The organism is Streptomyces calidiresistens, from assembly GCF_014141525.1.
Taxonomy (GTDB): Bacteria; Actinomycetota; Actinomycetes; order Streptomycetales; family Streptomycetaceae; genus Streptomyces; species Streptomyces calidiresistens.
Genome location: NZ_VKHS01000001.1, coordinates 26,536 through 46,194, shown reverse-complemented (window position 1 = coordinate 46,194; position 19,659 = coordinate 26,536). Strand labels below are relative to the sequence as shown.

The following is a 19,659-nucleotide window of genomic DNA, read 5'->3' as shown; positions in this document are numbered from 1 at the left end:
CTCCCTCGGTTCGAAAGGGGTTATACGAAGTGGGCGCGGATACGCTGGCGCCAGATCTCGTAGGCGGGTCGCACGCCGTCTGTCGGAAGAGCGGCCAGCGCGGTGTCGGCGATGCGGGCGGCCTCCTTGCTGTCGGTGCCGCAGATCACCCGACAGGCGATCTCGTTGTGCTCGGCCGGGTTGCCCACCTGGTGGCGGGCCTTGGCCGCGACGACGACGCCCTCGGCGAGCCGGTCGCGGTACTCCGGTACGCGGGCCCGCAGTTGGGTGACGGTGGGTTCGTCCACCCCGCCGGTGTAGCCGCAGGCGAGGCCTACCCCGGCCCAGAGGTCACCGCGACGGGTCTCGGGGAAGGCCGCGATGGTGTCGACCACCCGGTCGACCCGCGCGCCGGTGGCAAACCAGATGCTGCGGCCCAGCCCGTGGTCGAAGGCGCTCTGCCCGTAGCCGCTGAGGAAGCGGGGTACGGCGCGTTCCTGCACATGCTGGCGGTGGGCGAAGAAGCCCTCGTGGAAGCCGTAACCGTCGAGTACCACCCAGCTGAACACGTCGTCTTTCAGTCGCCGCCGGAAGGGCTCGGGATTGCCGCGCAGCCGGGCCAGACCCATGCCCGCGCCGAGGTAGACGGCGTACAGGTAGGGAGCGGCCGGGCCCTCGACGAAGCGGCGGGTGCGGTGCTTCCGGGGCAGTAGGTGGTCGAGTGCGGCCAACCCGACCCCGGCGCCCTCGTAGGCGAAGCCACGCCGTTCCTCGGGATAGGCGTCGAGCCGGGTGACCAGCGCCGACTCCCGGCGGTGCAGCAGCGCCAGCGTGCAGCACTCGGTGACCGTGTAGACCACGTGGGAGAGACGTTCCCCCTTGGGCCCCGCGTCGGTGAGTACGGGGAGGTCGGTGGGCGCCACCTGGAACATGGGCCGTATCAGGGTGCCGACCACGCTCATGCCGGGTCTCCCGTCGGGACGGTCGGGACCAGGCCGGCGCCAAGGCGTCGTTGAAGAGTGCCGTAGGCGGGTGCGGCGGGGGAATCGGGTAGATCCTCGAATGCCTCGTCCACCCGGTGGGCTGCTTCGGCGAGGGTGAGGCCGCACAGCACCTCGCAGGCCAGTTCGGTGTCGGCGGTGGGGTTCTCCGCTCGTTGGCGTCCCTTGGCCACGAAGGCGGTTCCCACCGCCATCCGGGGGGCGTGACGACCGGCTGCGGCGCGTAATTCCTCGACGGTGGTGCGGTCCACACCGCCGACGTAGCCGCAGGCGACGCCGACACCGAGCCAGAGGTCGGAGTGCCGGTGGGCGGGGAAGGTTCCGATGACACGGGCGATCCCCGTCGGATCGGCGCCGGCGGTGAACCAGACGCTGCGGCCGATGCCCTGGTCGAAGACCTGCCGGGCGAAGGGCGACAGATGCGTGGGGACCTGCTGTCGCTCGATGAACCGTCGGGGCTTGAAGAACCCCTCGTGGAAGCCGTAGCCGTCCATCACCAGCCATCGCAGTGCCGGATCGTTCAACCGGGCCATGAACGGCTCGGGCCTGCGCCGCAGCCGGGCCAGTGCCTCGCCCGCCCCGATGTGCGCCATGTAGAGGTGCGGGCTGCCCGGGCCCTCCAGGTAGGCGGTGAGCCGGGATCGGCCGGGCAGGAAGCAGTCCAAGCCGGTCAGGCCCATGGCGGCGCCCTCGTAGGCGTACCCGCGCAGTTCCAGTGGGGTACGGTCCAGGCGCCGTACCAGGTCGGGCATGCTGCTGCTGTCGAGGACCGCGTGGTAGCCGCCGACGGCCGCACGGACAGCGGTCTCCAGATGCTTCCAGGTCGGGGAGTCCCCGCGGCTGAAGGCGGTTGCCTCCTTGTCCGGGACGCCCATCACGGCGCGGCGCAGCCGCTTAAGCGACAGGGTCATGGTTCCTCGCTTCGGTCGGTTCGTCTTCGAGCTCGTTGAGCAGCTTCTCCAGTTCGTCGGGAGAGATCCGGGCGAGCAGGGCCTCCAGTTCCCGCTGAGGGGGCTGCGCCGGGTCCGGCTCGGCGGGTGCGGTCGGCCCGGGTGGGCCTCCCGGTTCGCCCGCGCCGATCGATTCCTCCGGTACGAGCAGAGGCAACAGCCGGTCGGCGAGATCGCTGACCGTGATGCCCTGGAGCAGGTCCAGGACCGGCAGTTCCACCCGCAGGGTGGCGTCGATGCGCTGCTTGGTCTCGATGGCCATCATCGAGTCGAGGCCGAGGGCGCCGAGGTCGTCCTGGTCACCGAAATCGCCGGGGTCCAGGTTGAGCACGAGGGCCGCGATGGCGTGGACATGAGCCGCGAGCAGCGAGTGTCGTTCTGCCTCCGGAGCCCGCCGCAGGGCGGTCAGGGTGGCCTCGGCACCGGCCCGATCGTCCTCGCCCGCGGCCTCGCTGTCCGCTGCGCCGAGCCCGGCGAACATCGGGGGCATCCGCCCGGCCGCGGCGCGGACGGCTGTCCAGTCGGCGGTGATGGCGACCACCTGTGCCGGCCGCTGGTCGAGGAGCCTGCCGAGGATCCGTGTCCCGGTTTCGGGCGTGATCAGCTCGATGCCGCGGCGTCGGTACACCTCCTCCAGCCCGAGTTGTTCGACCATACCGACTGACCACGGGCCCCAGCCGATGGTGAGAGCGGGAAGACCGAGACTTCGGCGGTGTTCCGCGAGCGCGTCGAGGAAGGCGTTGGCAGAGGCGTAGTTGCTCTGGCCTGGTGAAGCGATCACCGATCCGGTGGAGCCGAAGAGGACGAAGAAATCCAGCACCGTGTCGGCGAAGAGCCGGTGCAGCAGCCAACCGCCGGTCAGCTTGGGGCGCAGCACGCGCCGGAAGGCCTCCCGGTCCATCCGCGGCACCAGAGCGTCGGCCACCACTCCTGCGGTGTGCACCACGCCACGGACCGGCGCCAGGCGGCGCCTGCGGTGCTCCTCGTACCAGGCCCGCAGCTGTTCCTCGTCAGCCGCGTCCACGGCAGCACACTCAATCTCCACACCCCGGCTCTCCAGCGCCAGCAGCCGTCTGACCAGCGCGTATCGGGGGTGGTCGGAGGACACACGGTGCCAGTCGGCGCGCGGGGGGACGGGGGTGCGCCCCATCAGCACCAGTCGCCGGGCACCGCGTTCGGCCAGGAACTCCGCGACCAGCAGACCGAGCGCGCCGAATCCACCGGTCACCAGGTAGGCGCCGTCGGCGCGCATCCGGACGGGAAACGGCGGTGCCAGGTCCGTGGCCGGTACCAGCCGGGCGGCGTGCCGTACGCCGTCGCGGTAGGCGATCTGGTCCTCGTCGCCGGGGCCGGTGATCTCTTCGAGGAGGTGGGCGGCCTCCTCGGCGTCCGGCCCGGTGTCCAGGTCGACGATGCCGCCCCATACGGAGCCGGCCTCCTGGTGGCCGATCACCCTGGCCAGTCCCCACAGCGGGGACTGCGCCAGAGCGAGAGGGCGTGGGGCGCCATCGACGGACTGCGCAGTGCGGGTGACCAGCCAGAGCCGGGGCGCGGGGTGGGTGCCCAGTGCGATCAGCGCCTGGGTGAGGTGGAGCACCGACAGGGTGCCCCGGTCCTGGGCGGCCTCCAACGCGGCAGCGGTGCCGTCCTCGCCGAAGTCGGTGTCCGAACTCCAGAGATGGACCACGCGGTCGATCACACTGCGGCCGGCGAGGGTCCGCAGCAACTGCTCGTAGTGGGTGGGTTCCAACGGGTCGATGAGGTGGGAACCGGGGCCGGTCTCCACGGGCTCCGACACTTGGCCGCAGCCGACGGTGACCACCGTCCGGCCGCTTTCCCGGAGCCGACGTACCACCTCCCCGCCGATGCCGGATGGGCCGGTGAAGACCAGCCAGAGGCCGGTCGGAACGTCGACTTCCCGTCCCTCGTGCTCCTCCTGTACCGGCTGCTCACGTGCGGGCCGATCAGGCGAAATCGCCTCGCACGGTGTCCGCGGCCAGCTGAGCCGGTAGAGACCACGATCGATGTGCTCCGGGGAGACGCCTGCGACGGTGTCGAGTGATTGCGCGTGGAAACCGCGGACCTCGGCCAGCACCTCGCCCCGTGTGTCACAGACGGTGATGTCGCTGATGATCGCCCGGGCGTCGACGGAGCGCGTCTCGGCCACCACACACAGGTCCCCGGTGGGCGAGTCGAGCACGGTGATGGAATCGAGGCCGACCGGCAGGTAGGTGCGTGCCGGTCGGCCACCGTCAGCCTCCGGTTCGGTGGCGGCGGTCAGCAGGATCTGGAACGCGGCATCCAGCAGGGAGGGGTGGAAGTGGTAAGCTTCCAGGTCCCCGCGGACGGTTCGTGGGACGGTTACCCGCCCCACGGCGAGCCCGGGGCCGGTGGAGACTCCCTGGACAGCCTGGAAGGCGGGGCCGTACGCGAAGCCCATCCTGCGGGTGCGCTCGTAGAACTCCTCACGCGAGACTTCGCGCAGGCACCGATCGCGCTCGTGGTCCAGGTCTCGTCGCGTGCGGGCGGAGGCACGGCGGCTGAGCCGCGCGGTGGCGTTGAGCGTCCACGTGCGCTCCCCACCGGGCGAGGCGGTGAAGCTGGTGAACTCCACCCGTCCGGACTGCCGGTCCAGGATGGTGCGCAGCCGCGGATCGGTGGCAGCGCCCAGGACCAATGCCTTGCGCAGCTCCAGGTTCTCGACGGTGTACCCGCCCTCGCCGTAGACCTCCCGCGCGGCAGCGATGGCCTGTTCGACGAAGGCGGCACCGGGCAGCAGGGTGGTGCCCTGCACGCGATGGTCGGCCAGGTAGGGCAGCAGGCGGGTGGTGATCTCCCGTTCCCAGGTGGGGTGGGCGGCGTTCAGCCGCTGTCCGAGCAGCGGGTGGGTCTGGGCGTAGTGGCGGTCCTCGCGCGCCTCGGTCGACTCGTTCCAGTACCGCTTGAGCTGCCACGGATAGGGGGGTAGGGGTACCTGTCGCGCGCCCTCGCCGTGCAGCGCCTCCCAGCGGACGTCCTGGCCGTGGCTGTAGAGGGTCCCCAGAGAGCGCAACAGCACGGCGTCGTCGGGCTCGTCGCGGCGCAGCGAGGGGACCACCACCCCTTCCGCCTGCTGTTCCGCGAGGAGTTCGGTCATCGCGCCGGCCAGCACGGGGTGCGGGCCGATCTCCACGAAATGGGTGAAGCCGTCGGCGATCATCTGCCGGAAGGCGGGTGCGAAGAGCACGGTGGCGCGGACGTTCTGCCACCAGTAGCGGGCATCGGCGGCCCGACCGTCGGTCAGGGAACCGGTGACGGTGGAGTAGAGCGGCAGTGTGGCCGTGGAGGGGGCGAGTCCCGCCAGGGCTTCCTCCAGATCCTTGCGCAGCGGGTCCATGTAGTGGCTGTGGTAGGGAACCTCGACCCGCAGGAAACGGTGGAACACCCCGAAGGTCTCCAGCTGGGCCGCCATGTTCTCCAGAACCGCGGTGTCGCCGGCCAGGGTGACGGCGGTCGGGCTGTTGATGGCAGCGATCGAGACCAGCGGACCGGCGTCGTTCACCGCCTTGTCGAGGGTTTCCGGGGTCATACCGACGGCGAGCATCCGGCCCTGCCCGGTGGCCCGCTGTTGGAGGCTGCTGCGGTGGTGGACGACCTTCACGGCATCCTCAAAGCCGAGCACTCCGGCCAGGTACTGTGCCGCGACCTCACCGGTGCTGTGGCCGATGACGCCGTCCGGTTCGACACCCCATGAGCGCCACAGTTCGGCGAGGCCGACCTGGACCGCGAAGTTGGCGGGCTGGGCCACCTCGGTCGCCGCCATACGGGACTCCTCCTCGGACGCGAGGAGTTCGGCCAACAGTGACCAGCCGGTGTACCGGGCGAGTTCACGGTCGCAGCGTTGCACGGTGGCAAGGAAGAGCGGTTCGGTCTCCAGCAGTTGGCGGGCCATCGCCCACCACTGCGGTCCCATGCCGGAGCAGACGAAGGCGACCTTGAGCCGCCCGTCCGTCGGGACGCGCCCGCTGGGCACGTCCTTGGCGGTCCGCCCCTCGGCGAATCCGGCAAGTTTCCCGGCTGCCTCGGCACCGGTCGCCGCCACGACGGCAAGGCGGTGCTCGAGGTGGCTCCGGCGCAGAGCGCGGGTATAACCGACATCAGCCAGCTCCGGGCCGCCGTCACCGGCCAGCAGTTCCCCGGTGGCGGCGGCCATCGCGGCCAGGGCCTCGGGGGCGCGGGCGGAGAGCGGGACGAGCCGTCTTCGGGGCTCACCGGCGGCCGGTGGTATGCCCGGGCGCGGTGCGGGGGCGGGCGGATTCTCCAGCACCACGTGGGCGTTGGTGCCACCGAAACCGAAGGAGTTGACGCCCGCGTAGCGCGGTCCTGTGCTCTGCGGCCATTCCCCCGGATCGGTCTGGACCCGCAGCCGTAGTTCGCCGAAGGGGATGCCCGGGTTGGGCTCCCGGAAGTGCAGTTGGCCGGGTATCCGTCCGTGGCGCAGCGCCAGGGCCGTCTTGATGAGTCCGGCCACTCCCGCTGCCGCCTCCAGGTGCCCGATGTTGGTTTTGACCGAGCCGATGATCAGGTCGCGGCCCGCGGGGCGGCCCTCGGAGAGCACCCTCCCGATGGCGTTCGCCTCCACGGGGTCACCGACTGGGGTACCGGTGCCGTGCGCCTCGACGTACTGTACGTCGCCGGGCGCGATGCCGGCCCGCCGGTATGCCGTGCGCATCGCCGTCTCCTGGGCGTCACGGTTGGGCACGGTAATGCCGTTGCTGTGGCCGTCCTGGGTCACCGCCGTGCCACGGATCAGCGCGTACACCGGGTCGCCGTCTGCGAGTGCCCGGGCCAGCGGCTTGAGCAGGACCACCCCGGCGCCCTCGCCCCGGGCGTAGCCATTGGCGGAGGCGTCGAACGCCTTGCATCGGCCGTCCGGGGCGAGAAAACCGCCCTTGGACTCGGCGATGGTCATGTTGGGGGCGATCATCACGTTCGCCCCGCCCGCCAGAGCCAGGGAACACTCGCCGTTCCAGATGCTCTGAGCGGCGAGGTGGACCGCGACCAGGGAGCCGGAGCAGGCGGTGTCCACAGCGAGGCTGGGGCCGCGGAAGTCGAAGGAGTACGACAGCCGGTTGGCCAGCATCGTCATCATCATGCCGGTGGCCGAGTGGGACTGGAGCTCGTACCGGCTCTGCACCCCGTAGTTCTGGAGCAGCTTGTAGTCCAGGGTGAAACCGCCGATGAAAACCCCGGTGTCACTGCCCGCGAGCCGCTCAGCGGCCTGGCCCGCGTCTTCCAGCGCCTCCCAGGTGGTCCGCAGCAGCAGTCGCTGCTGGGGATCGAGCCAGACCGCCTCGCGCGGGGAGATCCCGAAGAAGTGCGCGTCGAACTCGTCCACCCGGTCCAGGAACCCTCCCCTGGTGGTGCTCATCTTGCCGAGCTTTCCGCCATCGGGGTCGTAGAACTTCCCGGTGTCCCAGCGGTCGTCGGGGATCTCCCGGGTGGCGTCGGTACCGGAACACAGCAGTTGCCAGAAGGCGGTCGGGTTGGTGGCGCCGCCCGGGAAGTGGCAGCCGATCCCGATGATGGCGATGGGTTCCCGGGGTTCCTCAACCCGCGAGCGGTCGGTCATCGTCCTCGTCCCCTTCCCTGGTCCCGGCGGTGGCGGCGAGCTCCCGGGCGACCTCGGCCCGCAGCAGGTCCGGTGAGCTGTGAATGAAGAAGTGCGGTCCCGGGAGCATGGCCAGCCGGAACGGCCCGGCCGCTTGGGCGCGCCAGCCCCGCAGGTCCTCACGGCCGACCCTCACGTCCCGGTCCCCGCCGAGGACGGTGAGCGGCATGGGCAGGGGCAGGTCGTCGCGGAACCGGTAGGTGTCACAGAGTTCGAGATCGGCCCGCAGCGTGGGCAGCAGGGCGCGCATCAGCTCCTCGCTCTCCAGTACCTGCCGAGAGGTGCCCTCCTTCAGCAGTACTGTCTTCAGCACCTCGTCGGGCAGGTGGTGGATCCTGATGTTGGGGTTGGGCAGGTGCGGGGCGCGGAAGGCGGCGAGCACCAGCCGGTCGGGCGGTGGGTCCCCGGCGCGGCGCAGCCGCCGGGTCAGCTCGAAAGCGATCAGAGCGCCCATGCTGTGACCGAAGAAGACGTACGGCAGGTCCAGATGGGGCGTGATGGCCTCATGGAGTTGCTCGATCAGCGGCTCCATCCGCCGCAGCGGAGGTTCGGCCAGGCGGCTCTCCCGACCGGGCAGGCTCGCCGTCCAGACCTCGGTTCCGGCAGGCAGTGACCGGCCCCAGGTGCGGAAGACGGAACCGCCGCCCCCGGCGTAAGGGAAGCAGAACAGGCGAACGGTCGGGGTGCCGGTGGTGCCGACGTGGGCAGCGGGCTGCCGAACGAACGCCGGTGCGCCGTGCGGGGAAGGGGACGAGGGCCGGGTGTGGCGCAGCCGTTCGACCAGCCGGGTCCGCTGGTCCACCGGCAGCCGGGCGATCCGTTCCCGAAGGATCGTTTTCTCATGGACCGGGTCCTTCATCGCGCCTCCCCTGTGGATATCGACTCGTCGGCGGACCACAGCCGGATCCAGCGATCGCTGACCGGGACCGTGTCGGCCTCCTGCCGGTACACCTCGACCAGTTCGCTCAGATGCCGGTCCGACCGCCACTTCTCGGCCTGCGCGCGCTTGGTCTCGTCCCACGGCTCTGCGTCGAATTCGGCCAGGACGGTGGAGACCAGCTGGCCGGAGAGTTGCTCGATGAACCGCACGTTGGTGGCGAACTGTTCCTGGAAGGCGACCCCGTCGAGATCGGCGGTCATGCCGATGTGCAGACGGCGCATGAACTCGAAGTCGTAGAACCGTACGAACGGCGCCTGATGGCGCGGTTCACGCTCGGCCGCGGCCCATTCGCGCAGGAAACGTTGGGTGATGGTACCGATGCTGCTGAAGCGCGCCAGATCAGCGATCACGGTGGGCAGTTCACCCAGTTCACGCAGCTTGTCATGGAAGAACAGCAGCCCGGGGACGGCCCAGTAGACGGCGGTGTCCCATATCACCTTGGTGATCATCACGCGGGAATTGCCCATCAGCTGGTACTGGTGCTCGTAGATGCTGAGCCAGCCCTCCGCGATCAGCAGGAACACCTGGTTGTGGATGGCCGCCAGCTCCTCCACCTGCTCACCATCGAGGGCGCGGCTGATCAGGTCGGTGATCAGCCCGTTGCCGACGGCGATCAGGTCCAGACCCGGGGAGTACAGCGGGTCCAGGAAGACTCCGGCTTCACCGGCCAGGCACCAACGGTCGGATGAGAAGACTCGCTCACAGCTGTAGGCGTAATCCTTCATCACCCGGAAGTCCTGCAACTTGTCGCGATGTGCGCCGATCTCCCGGGCGCACTGCGGTTCGTGGCGGGCCAGCCACTCCATCGCGCGGTCGAAGCGGTTCATCTCGTCGAAGGAGTGCGTCTGCGCGTCGGTGACGATGCCGATGCTGATCGATCCCGAGGCGAGCCGGATCAGCCATACCCAGTACCCGGGCCCCATCAGGTGATTGGTGGACAGTTCCCGCTCCCCCTCCTCGATGCGGGCGTGCCAGGCGGGATCGTCGGACCACTGGTCCACATCGATCGGGTGGCCGACGCGGAACCACACGGCGTTGGCCCGGTGTCCGACCCTCTTGGCGAGTCCGAGCCGTCGCTTGACCATCGAGCTGCGGCCGGTGGCGTCCACGACCCAGCGGGCGCGCAGGTGGTGCAAGGTGCCGTCGGCGGTGCGCAAACGCAGCCGGTGGTGGTCGGTTGTCGGGTCCAGCTCCACCTCCTCCGTCCTGGTGCCGGAGTGGAACAGCACCCCCTGCGCGGCGAGTTCACGCCCCAAAGCGTTCTCCAGCCGGCCACGGTCGATCTGGTACGTGCCGACCGCGCCCGGTGGACGGACCGAGTGGCCGAGCTCCACCCGGCGGGTGATGTCCTCGTTGCCGGCGTGGGAGAAGAAGACCCGTAGGCCGAACTTGTCGAGCTGCTCCGCTCGCAGGTGTTCGTCCAGACCCAATACCTCGCGCAGGTAGTACCCGGCGATCTCGACGGTGGACTCACCGACCTTGTGTGTCGTCTCGGGGACGGGGTGCTCCTCCCGTTCCACCACCACGATCGTGGTGTGCGGACGGGCCTTGCGCAGTTGCAGGGCGAGGGTCAGTCCGGCCGCACCACCGCCGATGACGGCGACATCCGCCACGGCGGGCAGGGGTTCGGGGGCAGAGGTGTGTGTGTCCATGGTGGTGTCCTTCATGAGGTCACCGCCGCGCTCTGCACGCCGAGGGTGATCCACGAGCTGTCGATGGGGTTGAGCGGGTGGCGCTCCCGGTACCGTTCGACGGCGTCCCGCAGCACCGGGTCGGTTCCCCATCGGTCGATCTGCTCCCGGGCGGCCTCGTCCGGCCCGCCGTCCCGCCCCTCCAGACGATCGATGACGGTACTGACCAGTTGTCCGGCGATCTGCTCCAGCAGCTCGACGTTGCGGTTGAGCTGCTCCTGGAGTTCCTCGTGGCCGAGCCCGGCCGCCATACCGTTGTGCAGGTCGACGATGAAGTCGAGCAGGGTGTAGGGGTCGGCGAAGATGTCGGCGGCGGGCTCGTTGCCGGTGGCGTGCCACTCCCGCAGGAACTGCTGGACCCTGGCGTGCAGCACCCAGGTCCGCTGGAGGTTGGCGAAGGAAGCGGGGCTCTCGCCGAGTCGGCGGAAGGTGTCGTGGAAGAACAGCAGCCCGGGCACCGCCCAGTAGATGATGGTGTCCCAGATGACCTTCGCGACCATCACCTGCGGGTTGGCCATGATCGGGTACTGGCCCTGGTAGGCGACCAGCCAGATTTCGGCGAGCACCAGATACACCTGGTTGTGCGCGATGGTTGGCTCGCGGACGTCCTCGCCGAGGTGATCCCGGACGACGAGGTCGGTGATCAGACCATTGCTGATCGCCATCAGGTCGCCGCCGGAGGAGTACAGGGGGTCGATGGAGACGCCCGCCTCACCCGTCAGGCACCAGCGATCCTCCGAGTAGACCTGCCGGCAGCCGTAGGCGTAGTCCTTCATCACCCGGAAGTCCTGGATCCTCTCCCGGTGCTCCAGCACCTCGGCCGCGCACTGCGGCTCGTGCTCGGCCAGCCACTTCAGCGCCCGCTCCAGGGTGTTGAACCCGTCGAAGGGGTGAGCCGCGTCGTCCGCGACGATCCCGACGCTGGTCGAACCGGAGGCGAGTGGGATCAGCCATACCCAGTACCCGGGCCCCATCAGGTGATTGGTGGACAGCCGCCGGTGGCCGCCGGTCACCCTGGCGCGCCACTCGCAGTCCTCGGACCACTGCTGGACATCGAGCGGATGGTCGATGCGGAACCAGGAGGAGTTTCCGTGGTGCGGCACCGGCCTGTTCAGACCGAGGCGCCGCTTCAGCAACCCGGCCCGCCCGGTGGCGTCCACGACCCAGCGAGCGCGGATGGTCCGCTCCCGTCCGTCGGCGACGAAGTTGACCGTGTGGTCCTCGCCGCCGGAACTGAGGTCGAGGTCGAGGACCTTGCCGCCCTGGACGAACTCGACGCCTGCAACGGTGATCAGCTCGCCCAGGGCGTTCTCCAGCCGTCCGCGGTCGAGTTGGTACGAGGGCAGCGGCGCGGGGTCAATCTGGCCGTATTCCACCCGGCGGGTGATGTCCTCGTTGGTGCCGTGGGTGAAGAACATGCGCAGCCCGAATTTGTGCAGCTGCTGTGTCTCCAGGTGCTCTTCGAGACCGAGAACATCCCGCAGGTAGTGGGCCTGGATCTCCACACTGGATTCACCGACCTTGTGGGTGGCCTCCGGCACCGGGTGAAGTCGGCGCTCCAGCACGGTGACCCGCAGCCCGGGTTCGGCACGCTTGAGTTGAAGGGCCAGCGTCAGCCCGGCGATGCCGCCGCCGAGGATCGCGACATCGACGTGCCGGGAGCCGTCACGCATAGCTGACCTCACTAACGTTGGATGCCGACTGGTCCGTGCCGTGCCGTGTCGTAACCGCCGCGCCCTTCCCCGACTCCCCGCTGTCGCCCGCGCGGGGCGCCAGCCATCCGTCGCCGGTGGGACGCTTGGCCCGCTCCCGGCGGTATCCGGCGATGAGTTCGGTGATCAGGGGATCGCACTGCCAGCGCTGCACCTGGGCGACCACACGGTCGTCGTGGTACCGCTCACCGTGTGCCTCGATGACGGAAGTGATCAACTGGCCTGCGAGTTGGGTGAAAAGCCGGGTGTTGGTCGAGAACCGCTCGGCGGTTTGTGCGTCGTCCAGCTCATCGGCCATGCCCGCGTGCAGCTCCACCATGAAGTTGAGCGGGGCGTAGAGATCGATGAAACACGGGTCCAGCGGATCGTTCTCGATCGCGGCCCACTCGCGGAAGAACGCCTGCACCCGGTTGCTGATGTCGGTGAGCCGTTCCAGGTCCGCTGCGACCGAAGGGGTGCTGAGCACGCTGCGAAAGCGGTCCTGGAAGAAGAGCAGACCGAAGACCCCCCAGTAGAAGGCGGTGTCCCAGATCACCTTGGAGCTCATCACCCGCGCGTTGCCCATCAGCTCGTACTGTTGTTGATAGATGGCGAGCCACATGTCCGTGATCCGCCGGTACAGGGCGTCGTGGATACCGGCCGCCGCGGTCACGTCCTCGCCGTCCAGGGACCGGGTCACCAAATCCGTCACCAGCCCGTTGCTGATGGCGATCAGGTCCAGTCCCGGCGAGTAGAGCGGATCGAGGAAGATCCCCGATTCACCGGTCAGGCACCAGCGGGCAGCGCCGTCGTAGACCCGGTCGCAGCTGTAGGCGTAGTCCTTCATCACGCGGAAGTCCTGGATCCTCTGCGCGTGCTCCTCGACCGCCTCGGCGCACTGCGGTTCGTGGCGGCGCAGCCACTCCAGGGCGCGCTCACGGGTGTTGAAGGACTCGAAACGATGGGCGTCGGCGTCGGTGACGATGCCGATGCTGATCGATCCCGAGGCGAGCCGGATGAGCCATACCCAGTACCCGGGTCCCATCAGGTGATTGGTGGACAGCTCCCGCTGCCCCTCGGCCAGCCTGGCGTGCCAGGCGGGATCGTCGCTCCAGGAGCCGATGTCGATCGGGTGGGCGAGCCGGAACCAGGCGGCGTTGGCGGTGTGTCCCACCTCCCTGCGCAGCCCGAGCTGCCGCTGCAGGAGCTGCCCGCGGCCGGTGGCGTCGACCACCCAGCGGCCGTGTACCGTGCGCCGTTCGCCGCCGGCGAGAAGATCCACCTCGTGGTACTTCTGCCCGGATGCGAGCCGGACCTCCTGCACCCGGCAGCCGGTGAGGAGGGGGACGCCCTCCACCCGACACATCCCGCCGAGTTCGTTCTCAAGCCGTCCGCGGTCCAACTGATAGGTGGCCAGCGGTGGAAAGACCGAGCTGCCCAACTCCACCCGGTCGGTGATGTCGGTGTTGGCACCACTGCTGAAGAACATCCGCAGACCGAACTTCCGTATCTGCCGGGTCTCCAGGTGCTCCCGCAGGCCGAGGACGTCGCGCAGGTAGTGAGCGGCGATCTCCACAGTGGACTCGCCGACCTTGTGTGTCGTTTCGGGCACCGGGTGGTCCTGCCGTTCGACCACCAGCACGCGAATACCCGGCCGAGCCCTGCGCAGTTGGAGCGCCAGCGTCAATCCGGCCACCCCACCGCCCAGGATCAGCGCGTCGTAGTGGTCCGGTGAGGTTTCGCCGGAGCCGAGGCGGGTGCGGAGCTTCTGCTCCAGGAGGGCCCGCTTCTCGGCGGACATGTCGGAGATCCGTTGCCGTACGTGTCGGGTCATGTGTCCCCCTCTCGTGCCTGGGGACTCTGACGGCGGGGGCTTACAGTCGACTTACGAGTCGTGCAAGGTGCACCATGGCGTGAACGGACGGGGCCGGCTGAGCCACGGCCGGGCCGCCGGCGGTATCGGCAGGGGAGGCGGCACTGCGGCGAGGGGGTGTTTCGGCGCGGTACCGGAGGGAACGTCCAACAGTCACCGGTGTGTCAAGGGTTCCCGAGCCCGGGGGGGGGATGATGGATCGAGTGGACGGCGAACCGGCACCGAACACAGGCGTCGCAGCGGCACACGGAGGGGATCCGGGGGTGAACAGCACCTCAGGGGGCCGGCATCGATACGAGGCGCATCTCTTCGGTCCCTTCCAGGTACTGCGCGACGGCACTCGTCTCGGCAGCCCGACCTGGGGCCGGGCGAGCGCACGAACACTGCTCAAGTGGTTTCTGCTCAATCCGGGGGACAAGTTCCGAGAGGGCGAACTGGCGCAGGTCCTGTGGCCCGGACGCAAGGGGGGAACTGCCAACCGGCTGCACGTCACCCAGCACTCCTTACGCCGAGTTCTGCAACCGGAGTTGTGCAGCCGCCAACCCTCCGCCTACGTGCGATCCGACGCCTGCGGCCGCTGCTGGTTCGATCCGGCGGGCAACTGGTGGACCGATGTGGACGAGGTCGCCCGGCTTACCAAGACCGCCAGAGCGGCGCAGGCGGCGGACCGGATCCCGGAGGCGATCGGCGCCTACGAGCGGCTGCTCGCCCACTACGAGCGGGGTTTTCTGCCGGAGGAGGTCTACCTCGACGCCTTCGAACCGTTCCGGGTGGCCCATGGTCGTGACCATGACGAGGCGCTGCGCCAGTTACTCCGCTTGAACCGGCGAGGCGGCCGGCACTGGGAGGCACTCACCTACGCCCTGCGAGTGCTGGACCGTGATCCGTACGCGGAGGAGGCTGCCGCCGCGGCGGTGGAGATCCATCTGCGACAGGGCAGCATCACCGCAGCACTCGCGCAGTTGGAGAGTGTGACCCGGGCACTGCGGGAGGATCTGGGGGTGCCCCTGGGTCCGGAACTCCTCGCGCTGAGAGAGCGGGTACGCCAAGCGCGGTAGGGCGGTAGGGGACCGGGCGGCCGGGGACACCACGGTCAGGACCGGTCGGCGATCACCTGTCGGCTGACCTCGGTAAGCCGCTGCCAATCGCCCGTCATCCCGACGCGGGCCCCGATGTCCTTCATCACCGCCCGGAAGACTGCGCCCGAGCGGATCAGCGGCGTGCGGATGTGCCCGTAGACCTCAAGGGCGACGATGCCGTGGAGCTGCGCCCAGGCTAGCTCGAACTGCCACATCAACCCAAGCTCGTCTTTGCCGAGCATCGCCATCAGGTCGGCGGTGCCCCCCTTGCCCGAGCCGGAGTGGACGGCGACGAAGGTCTCATCCAGTTCGTCCACATCCGGTACCGGAAACGAGGACTGCTGAGCCAACTTGGCGAAAATCCCGCCGAAGAAGTCGGCGAACATCTGCACTCCGTCGGTGGTGGTGCCGGTCGTGATCGGTGCCGGCGGATGCCGTGGCCGCCCCTTGTGCGAGCCGGTCACATGATCACCGGAGAGCGAGGTGGTGACGAACACCAGCTGGAACTCGGCCGGATGGTCCAGTGCCCAGGCCCGGAAGGCGGTGGCCGCCGCCACGATCTGGGCCGCCGGGTCATCGTCCCCATACCGCTGCGCCGCCGCAGCCATCTCCCCGACCACCTCGGTGAAGATGTCGTTGGCCAGCAGCTCGTTGAGCGCGGCGACACTGCCGACATAGCGGTACAGCGCAGGGGCGGTGAGCCCCATCTCGGCAGCCACGGCGCGCAGGGTGACCTCCCGGCCCTCGCGCGACAGGGAGCGACCGACTTTCACGATCTCCTCGTGGGTGGCCTGCCGCTGGCGCTGGCGGCGCGTCAGAACGGGAGAGGGGCTCTCAGCACGAGGAGGATCCCGTCGGTCCATCGGTACCTCCATGTCGAACGTTCCGGACACACTTGCGCGACAGGCATCCCGTACCTGCGCGTTACACCCTATCGCTTGAATGACGCTTGACAGCGACAGTAAACATCCTTCACCGTTAACGCCGGTAATGCAGCTGATGCCCATGCAGAAGCCACATAAATTGGGGGATATGTGATTGGTGTGACATCAGTGGCTGCTGCGGCAGCCGAACACCAGAGAGCGCGCCCTGGTGAGAGGGAACCCGTAGCGGCCTATCGGGCCTACTTTTTCGGCCCCTTCCGGGTCTACCGCGAAGCACAGATCCTGGGCCAGCGCCAGCAGCGCCGGGAGAGAGCCCTGTTGTTGCTGAAATGGTTCCTCCTCAACCCGGGCACTCCCGGCTCGATGGACCAGCTCATCGACATCGGCTGGCCGGACGCCGCGCCGGAGAAGGCGGCGAGCGGATTCCACGTGGCGATGCACTGCCTGCGACGATTATTGGAACCGGAGCTGCGGCCGGGCCAGAAGTCGTCGTTCATCGTCCGCAGCGGCACCGGCTTCTACCGCTTCGAGCCCACCGAGAACTGGTGGACGGATGCGCAGGAGGTCGGTCGGTTCTTCCGGTGGGCCCGTGACAGTGACACCCGCGGCGACGCGCGGCGCGCCTGCTTCTACTACAGTCGCGTCACCGCATACGCCATACGCCCCTTCCTGGAGGAGGAGGAACCGCACCGGCCCTGGCTCGTCCCGCATCGCAGGCGGTACGAGGGGCTGCACTCCCAGGCCCTGATCCGCCTCATCCAGATCCACGAGGCGCTGGGCGAACTCGACGAGGCACTTGAGTACGCCTACCAGCTTCTCCGGCTCGATCCGTACAGCGAACTGGCCACCACGGTGGTCATCGAAGCCCTGCTTCGGCTCGGCAGACCTGATCACGCGCGGCGGCAGCTGTACCGGTTCCTCCAGTCGATCGAACAGGACCTGGGCGCCTCCGCCAGCAGCAACCTGCTGACGCTGCGCGATCGGATCACCCACTCCCCCCGCGCCGACGCGGTCCTCGGCCCCTCCATCCGTCGGGCCGACCGCCACCCGCCCGGGCCCGCACGGTAAATCACCGGCCCCCGGGCAGGCGTCCCCGCGGAACCCGACAAGGTTCCGGCACCGTGTACCACGCACCACCCCCGCCGCCGGCCACCAGCCACCGGCGGCCCCAACGGTGTGACGGCCTCGCGAAATCCCCACGTGATGTACCGGCGTCCGGATCAGCCGAGCTTCCGGTCCGTGAACCATGCCCCCGGACGCAACTGCTGCGCTCCCCCTCGCTCACCCCGTGTCCGTCACGCTGTGACGGGGTCCCGTGTCCGGCTGAAAGTCGATTGTTCTATCGATCGATGTGAGCACCGGCTCGAATGTGATGACTCGGTTGGGTGATTTTCGGCCGACGCAGGCATAAAAGCAGAACCTCCTGGCCCACCCGGGATCTCCGGAGTCCTTCGAGGGGCGGGACGGCCTGAAATTTTTCCAAGCCGGACGGGCCCGGGCGCATGAGGGCGGGGTCGCGTGAAGTTCCTTGTGGATGGGTTGTCGACCGAGCGCGACCTGTCCGCACGGGGCCTCACGTGCTTGTCCACCCGTCGGGAGTGGATTCGTCCACTTCGACCCTGCACCCTGTCGGAACTCCCCGCAGCGCAGTGGTGGGCGGCCGGGACCCGGTGGCGGCGTCCTTCCCTAGACCGGCGGGCGTTGTGGGTCCCGGCCCAACTGCGGCGCGGGCAGGTTCCGCCCACCTTCGGCCGGGAGGTACCCTCCACGCACGGCTCGTGGCGGGACTCGAAGTGGGGATCGCGACCGCCCACCGCCACGTCGCCGAGGCCATGAATAGCGCCAGGATCGAGGAGAAGCCGGCCACCCGGGCGGGCCCGTACTCCTTGACGGTGTGGACGTGTGCGGTGGAGATCAGCCCGTTCACCTCATTCCGGTCGGCGTGGACCGGGCCGCCCTTGCCGGGGCTGATGGGGCGGGTTCGTGCCGCCGCTGGTGGTCGGCCGCGGCAACGACGTGCAGGTGGCCGTCATCCGGATGCTGGAGGGCCATCTTGGGACGCGAGGTCGAGCCACTGCTCGACCACATGGGCGAGGCCTGGTGGATCCTCGTGCGCGATTCCCCGCTCCGCCGGCCGGGCCGGGAGAAGGGCATCATGCCGATGACCCATCACCTGGAGTGCGTCGCGATCCTCGAACCGGCCGCAAAGGCCTCCTGACCTGCGGTTTCGCGTGTGCGCGTTATGTGCGTTGTGGGCGTTACGGGCGATATCTTGACGCTGAAATGACGCTCGTGACGCTCATTTGACGCTCGTTCTGATGGGGCGTCAGCTGCCTGATCGTGCAGGTCGCGGCGGGTGGAGGGCGTGCTCCCGCGAGCCGACTTTGCAGAAACTTGAAGTAAACCCGCCCGACTTCCCGCCCGTGGTTCGACGGGTCGAACCGCCGGAGGAGCGGGCGCTCAACGGGTCGGCCCGCAGGGCTCCGGTGTCCGAGGAAAGGCATTGACGCAACCCCCCGCCGTGTTCCCCGGTCCCCGGGGAACACGGCGGGCACAGTGGCGGCCCGGGGGCCGGGTGGTGGGCCCCTCCTCTCGACCCGGGGTGAGAGGAGGGAGGCTGTTGAGGAAGCGTGAGCAAGAAGCAGGGCGTCTCGCTCACGCGGCACTGTCCGCGTCTCGAAGCGCCCCTACACTGCTTTCGTGATCCAAGAACCCGGCCACGACTTCCCCCGTGGGGGAGAGGGCTCCTGCAATAGCAAAGAAATTGCAAAGCGCCTCTAACGTCGCAGGTGGGGAAGGGGTGCTCTCCGCGCGCGCGGGGAACACCGGTGGGAGGCGTGGTCCGCCGAGTTGACCCACGGGTGCTCTCCGCGCGCGCGGGGAACACCGGGGCTCGCCGGACTCCTGCTCCCCGCTCTCCAGGTGCTCTCCGCGCGCGCGGGGAACACCGGCCCATCAGCGGGGGCTGGGAGAGGGCGAACAGGTGCTCTCCGCGCGCGCGGGGAACACCGACACCGCCTCACATCCCGCCCGCCGCACCGCGGACCACCCCCGCTCGCGCGGGGAACACTAGTTGCGGGAATGCCGTTCGTAGTGCGGGGACAGCCGGCGGTAGCCGACCAGCCGGGCGATGGTCCTCTCGATCTTCCAGCGTTGTCGTCCGAGTCGTTGGGAACTCTCCACGCCCTTGCGTGCGATACGGACGGCCAGGCGTTTGCCGCGCATCCATCGTCGCAGGTCGGGGATGTCGTAGGCCTTGTCCGCGTGGATCCGCCCGGGGTGGTAGTGGCGGCCGCGTTCGGGGTCGTGTCTCGATGGGAGACCGGCCAGGAGCGGCTTCAGGCCCTGGCTGTCGTGGGTGTTGCCACTTGAGACGGCGACCACGAGGGGCAGGCCGTTCGCATCGGACAGGACATGCAACCCGGGACCCGCCCTGCCCCGGTCCACGGGGCTCGGACCCGGGCGCTCGCCCCCCTTTTTTGGCCCGCACCCCGGGCGGTGTCGATCAGCACCCGGGACAGGTCGAGCAGGTCCGCGGCCGCGAGTTGATCGAGCACCGCACGGTGCAACCGGGCCACACCCCGGCCCTGGACCAGATCAGGAAGCGGCGGTGCGCGGTGGACTTGGAGATCCCGAAACACGGCGGCAGATGCCGCCACGCGCACCCACTGGTGAGGACGTACACGATCGCGGCGAACACCGCCTCATCAGGGGTGTTCCGCGTCCCCCCCGCCCTGCGGCCGTACCCCCTCGGGTGGCAACAACGGCTCCACGAGTTCCCACAAACCATCCGGAACGATCCAATCCCAACGACTACTCCCCATGCCCACTCAACGAGCCACACTCCACATAGGACACGCTCTAAGGTTACTCCCCAAACCCTCTGTGACCTGCACAAAGGAGTCTGGTCAAACCCCAGGT

At 69.0% G+C, this 19,659-nt stretch carries 11 protein-coding genes and 1 pseudogene; 3 read left to right on the top strand and 9 right to left on the bottom strand.

All coding sequences use genetic code 11. The annotated features are described in order from the left end of the window. Positions 1–20: 20 nt before the first annotated feature. The 7 genes from FOE67_RS00180 to FOE67_RS00150 are packed head-to-tail and all read right to left on the bottom strand — an operon-like array spanning position 21 to position 13,736. Complete coding sequence (locus FOE67_RS00180) at positions 21–941, bottom strand: DUF1702 family protein (protein WP_182659678.1); 921 nt, start codon at positions 939–941, stop codon at positions 21–23. After that, the gene (locus tag FOE67_RS00175) at positions 938–1,891 is read right to left on the bottom strand and encodes a DUF1702 family protein (protein WP_182659677.1); all 954 of its coding nucleotides are present in this window, start codon (positions 1,889–1,891) and stop codon (positions 938–940) included. The genes FOE67_RS00180 and FOE67_RS00175 overlap by 4 nt, the downstream gene beginning before the upstream one ends. Then, the gene (locus tag FOE67_RS00170; RefSeq protein ID WP_182659676.1) at positions 1,875–7,541 is read right to left on the bottom strand and encodes a type I polyketide synthase; all 5,667 of its coding nucleotides are present in this window, start codon (positions 7,539–7,541) and stop codon (positions 1,875–1,877) included. Before FOE67_RS00170 ends, FOE67_RS00175 begins: the two co-directional genes overlap by 17 nt. Continuing rightward, positions 7,519–8,439 carry a thioesterase II family protein gene (locus FOE67_RS00165; protein WP_182659675.1) on the bottom strand — a complete coding sequence of 307 codons (921 nt, stop codon included), beginning with the start codon at positions 8,437–8,439 and terminating at the stop codon, positions 7,519–7,521. Before FOE67_RS00165 ends, FOE67_RS00170 begins: the two co-directional genes overlap by 23 nt. Beyond that, positions 8,436–10,172, bottom strand: coding sequence for an NAD(P)/FAD-dependent oxidoreductase (locus tag FOE67_RS00160; RefSeq protein ID WP_182659674.1), 1,737 nt, complete (start codon positions 10,170–10,172; stop codon positions 8,436–8,438). The genes FOE67_RS00165 and FOE67_RS00160 overlap by 4 nt, the downstream gene beginning before the upstream one ends. An 11-nt stretch (positions 10,173–10,183) precedes the next feature. Then, positions 10,184–11,884: an NAD(P)/FAD-dependent oxidoreductase gene (locus FOE67_RS00155; protein WP_182659673.1), complete on the bottom strand. Its 1,701-nt coding sequence runs from the start codon at positions 11,882–11,884 to the stop codon at positions 10,184–10,186. Then, complete coding sequence (locus FOE67_RS00150) at positions 11,877–13,736, bottom strand: NAD(P)/FAD-dependent oxidoreductase (protein ID WP_182659672.1); 1,860 nt, start codon at positions 13,734–13,736, stop codon at positions 11,877–11,879. Before FOE67_RS00150 ends, FOE67_RS00155 begins: the two co-directional genes overlap by 8 nt. 302 nt (positions 13,737–14,038) lie before the next feature. On the opposite strand from FOE67_RS00150, the gene FOE67_RS00145 reads away from it, so the two are divergent. Further along, entirely contained in the window at positions 14,039–14,833 is a 795-nt protein-coding gene (locus FOE67_RS00145; protein WP_182659671.1) for an AfsR/SARP family transcriptional regulator, read from the top strand. A 35-nt stretch (positions 14,834–14,868) separates the two neighbouring features. Here the strand turns inward: FOE67_RS00145 and FOE67_RS00140 are convergent, their stop codons facing one another. Further along, positions 14,869–15,627: a TetR/AcrR family transcriptional regulator gene (locus tag FOE67_RS00140; protein ID WP_182659670.1), complete on the bottom strand. Its 759-nt coding sequence runs from the start codon at positions 15,625–15,627 to the stop codon at positions 14,869–14,871. 279 nt (positions 15,628–15,906) lie between these two features. Here FOE67_RS00140 and FOE67_RS00135 point away from each other — a divergent pair, with 279 nt between their 5' ends. Both FOE67_RS00135 and FOE67_RS00130 read left to right on the top strand, forming a co-directional pair. Further along, positions 15,907–16,806, top strand: a complete 900-nt coding sequence (locus FOE67_RS00135; protein ID WP_323383911.1) for an AfsR/SARP family transcriptional regulator — start codon at positions 15,907–15,909, stop codon at positions 16,804–16,806. Positions 16,807–17,791: 985 nt separating this feature from the next. After that, positions 17,792–17,956 carry a hypothetical protein gene (locus FOE67_RS00130; RefSeq protein ID WP_182659669.1) on the top strand — a complete coding sequence of 55 codons (165 nt, stop codon included), beginning with the start codon at positions 17,792–17,794 and terminating at the stop codon, positions 17,954–17,956. A gap of 854 nt (positions 17,957–18,810) precedes the next feature. Here the strand turns inward: FOE67_RS00130 and FOE67_RS30715 are convergent. Continuing rightward, a pseudogene (locus FOE67_RS30715) lies at positions 18,811–19,562 on the bottom strand (IS5 family transposase); the annotation flags it as partial. Positions 19,563–19,659 lie beyond the last annotated feature (97 nt).

Excerpts from the sequence above, each read along its gene's own strand:
- FOE67_RS00180 (WP_182659678.1), bottom strand. The coding sequence starts at position 941 with ATGAGCGTGGTCGGCACCCTGATACGGCCCATGTTCCAGGTGGCGCCC.
- FOE67_RS00175 (WP_182659677.1), bottom strand. The coding sequence starts at position 1,891 with ATGACCCTGTCGCTTAAGCGGCTGCGCCGCGCCGTGATGGGCGTCCCG.
- FOE67_RS00170 (WP_182659676.1), bottom strand. The coding sequence starts at position 7,541 with ATGACCGACCGCTCGCGGGTTGAGGAACCCCGGGAACCCATCGCCATC.
- FOE67_RS00165 (WP_182659675.1), bottom strand. The coding sequence starts at position 8,439 with ATGAAGGACCCGGTCCATGAGAAAACGATCCTTCGGGAACGGATCGCC.
- FOE67_RS00160 (WP_182659674.1), bottom strand. The coding sequence starts at position 10,172 with ATGGACACACACACCTCTGCCCCCGAACCCCTGCCCGCCGTGGCGGAT.
- FOE67_RS00155 (WP_182659673.1), bottom strand. The coding sequence starts at position 11,884 with ATGCGTGACGGCTCCCGGCACGTCGATGTCGCGATCCTCGGCGGCGGC.
- FOE67_RS00150 (WP_182659672.1), bottom strand. The coding sequence starts at position 13,736 with ATGACCCGACACGTACGGCAACGGATCTCCGACATGTCCGCCGAGAAG.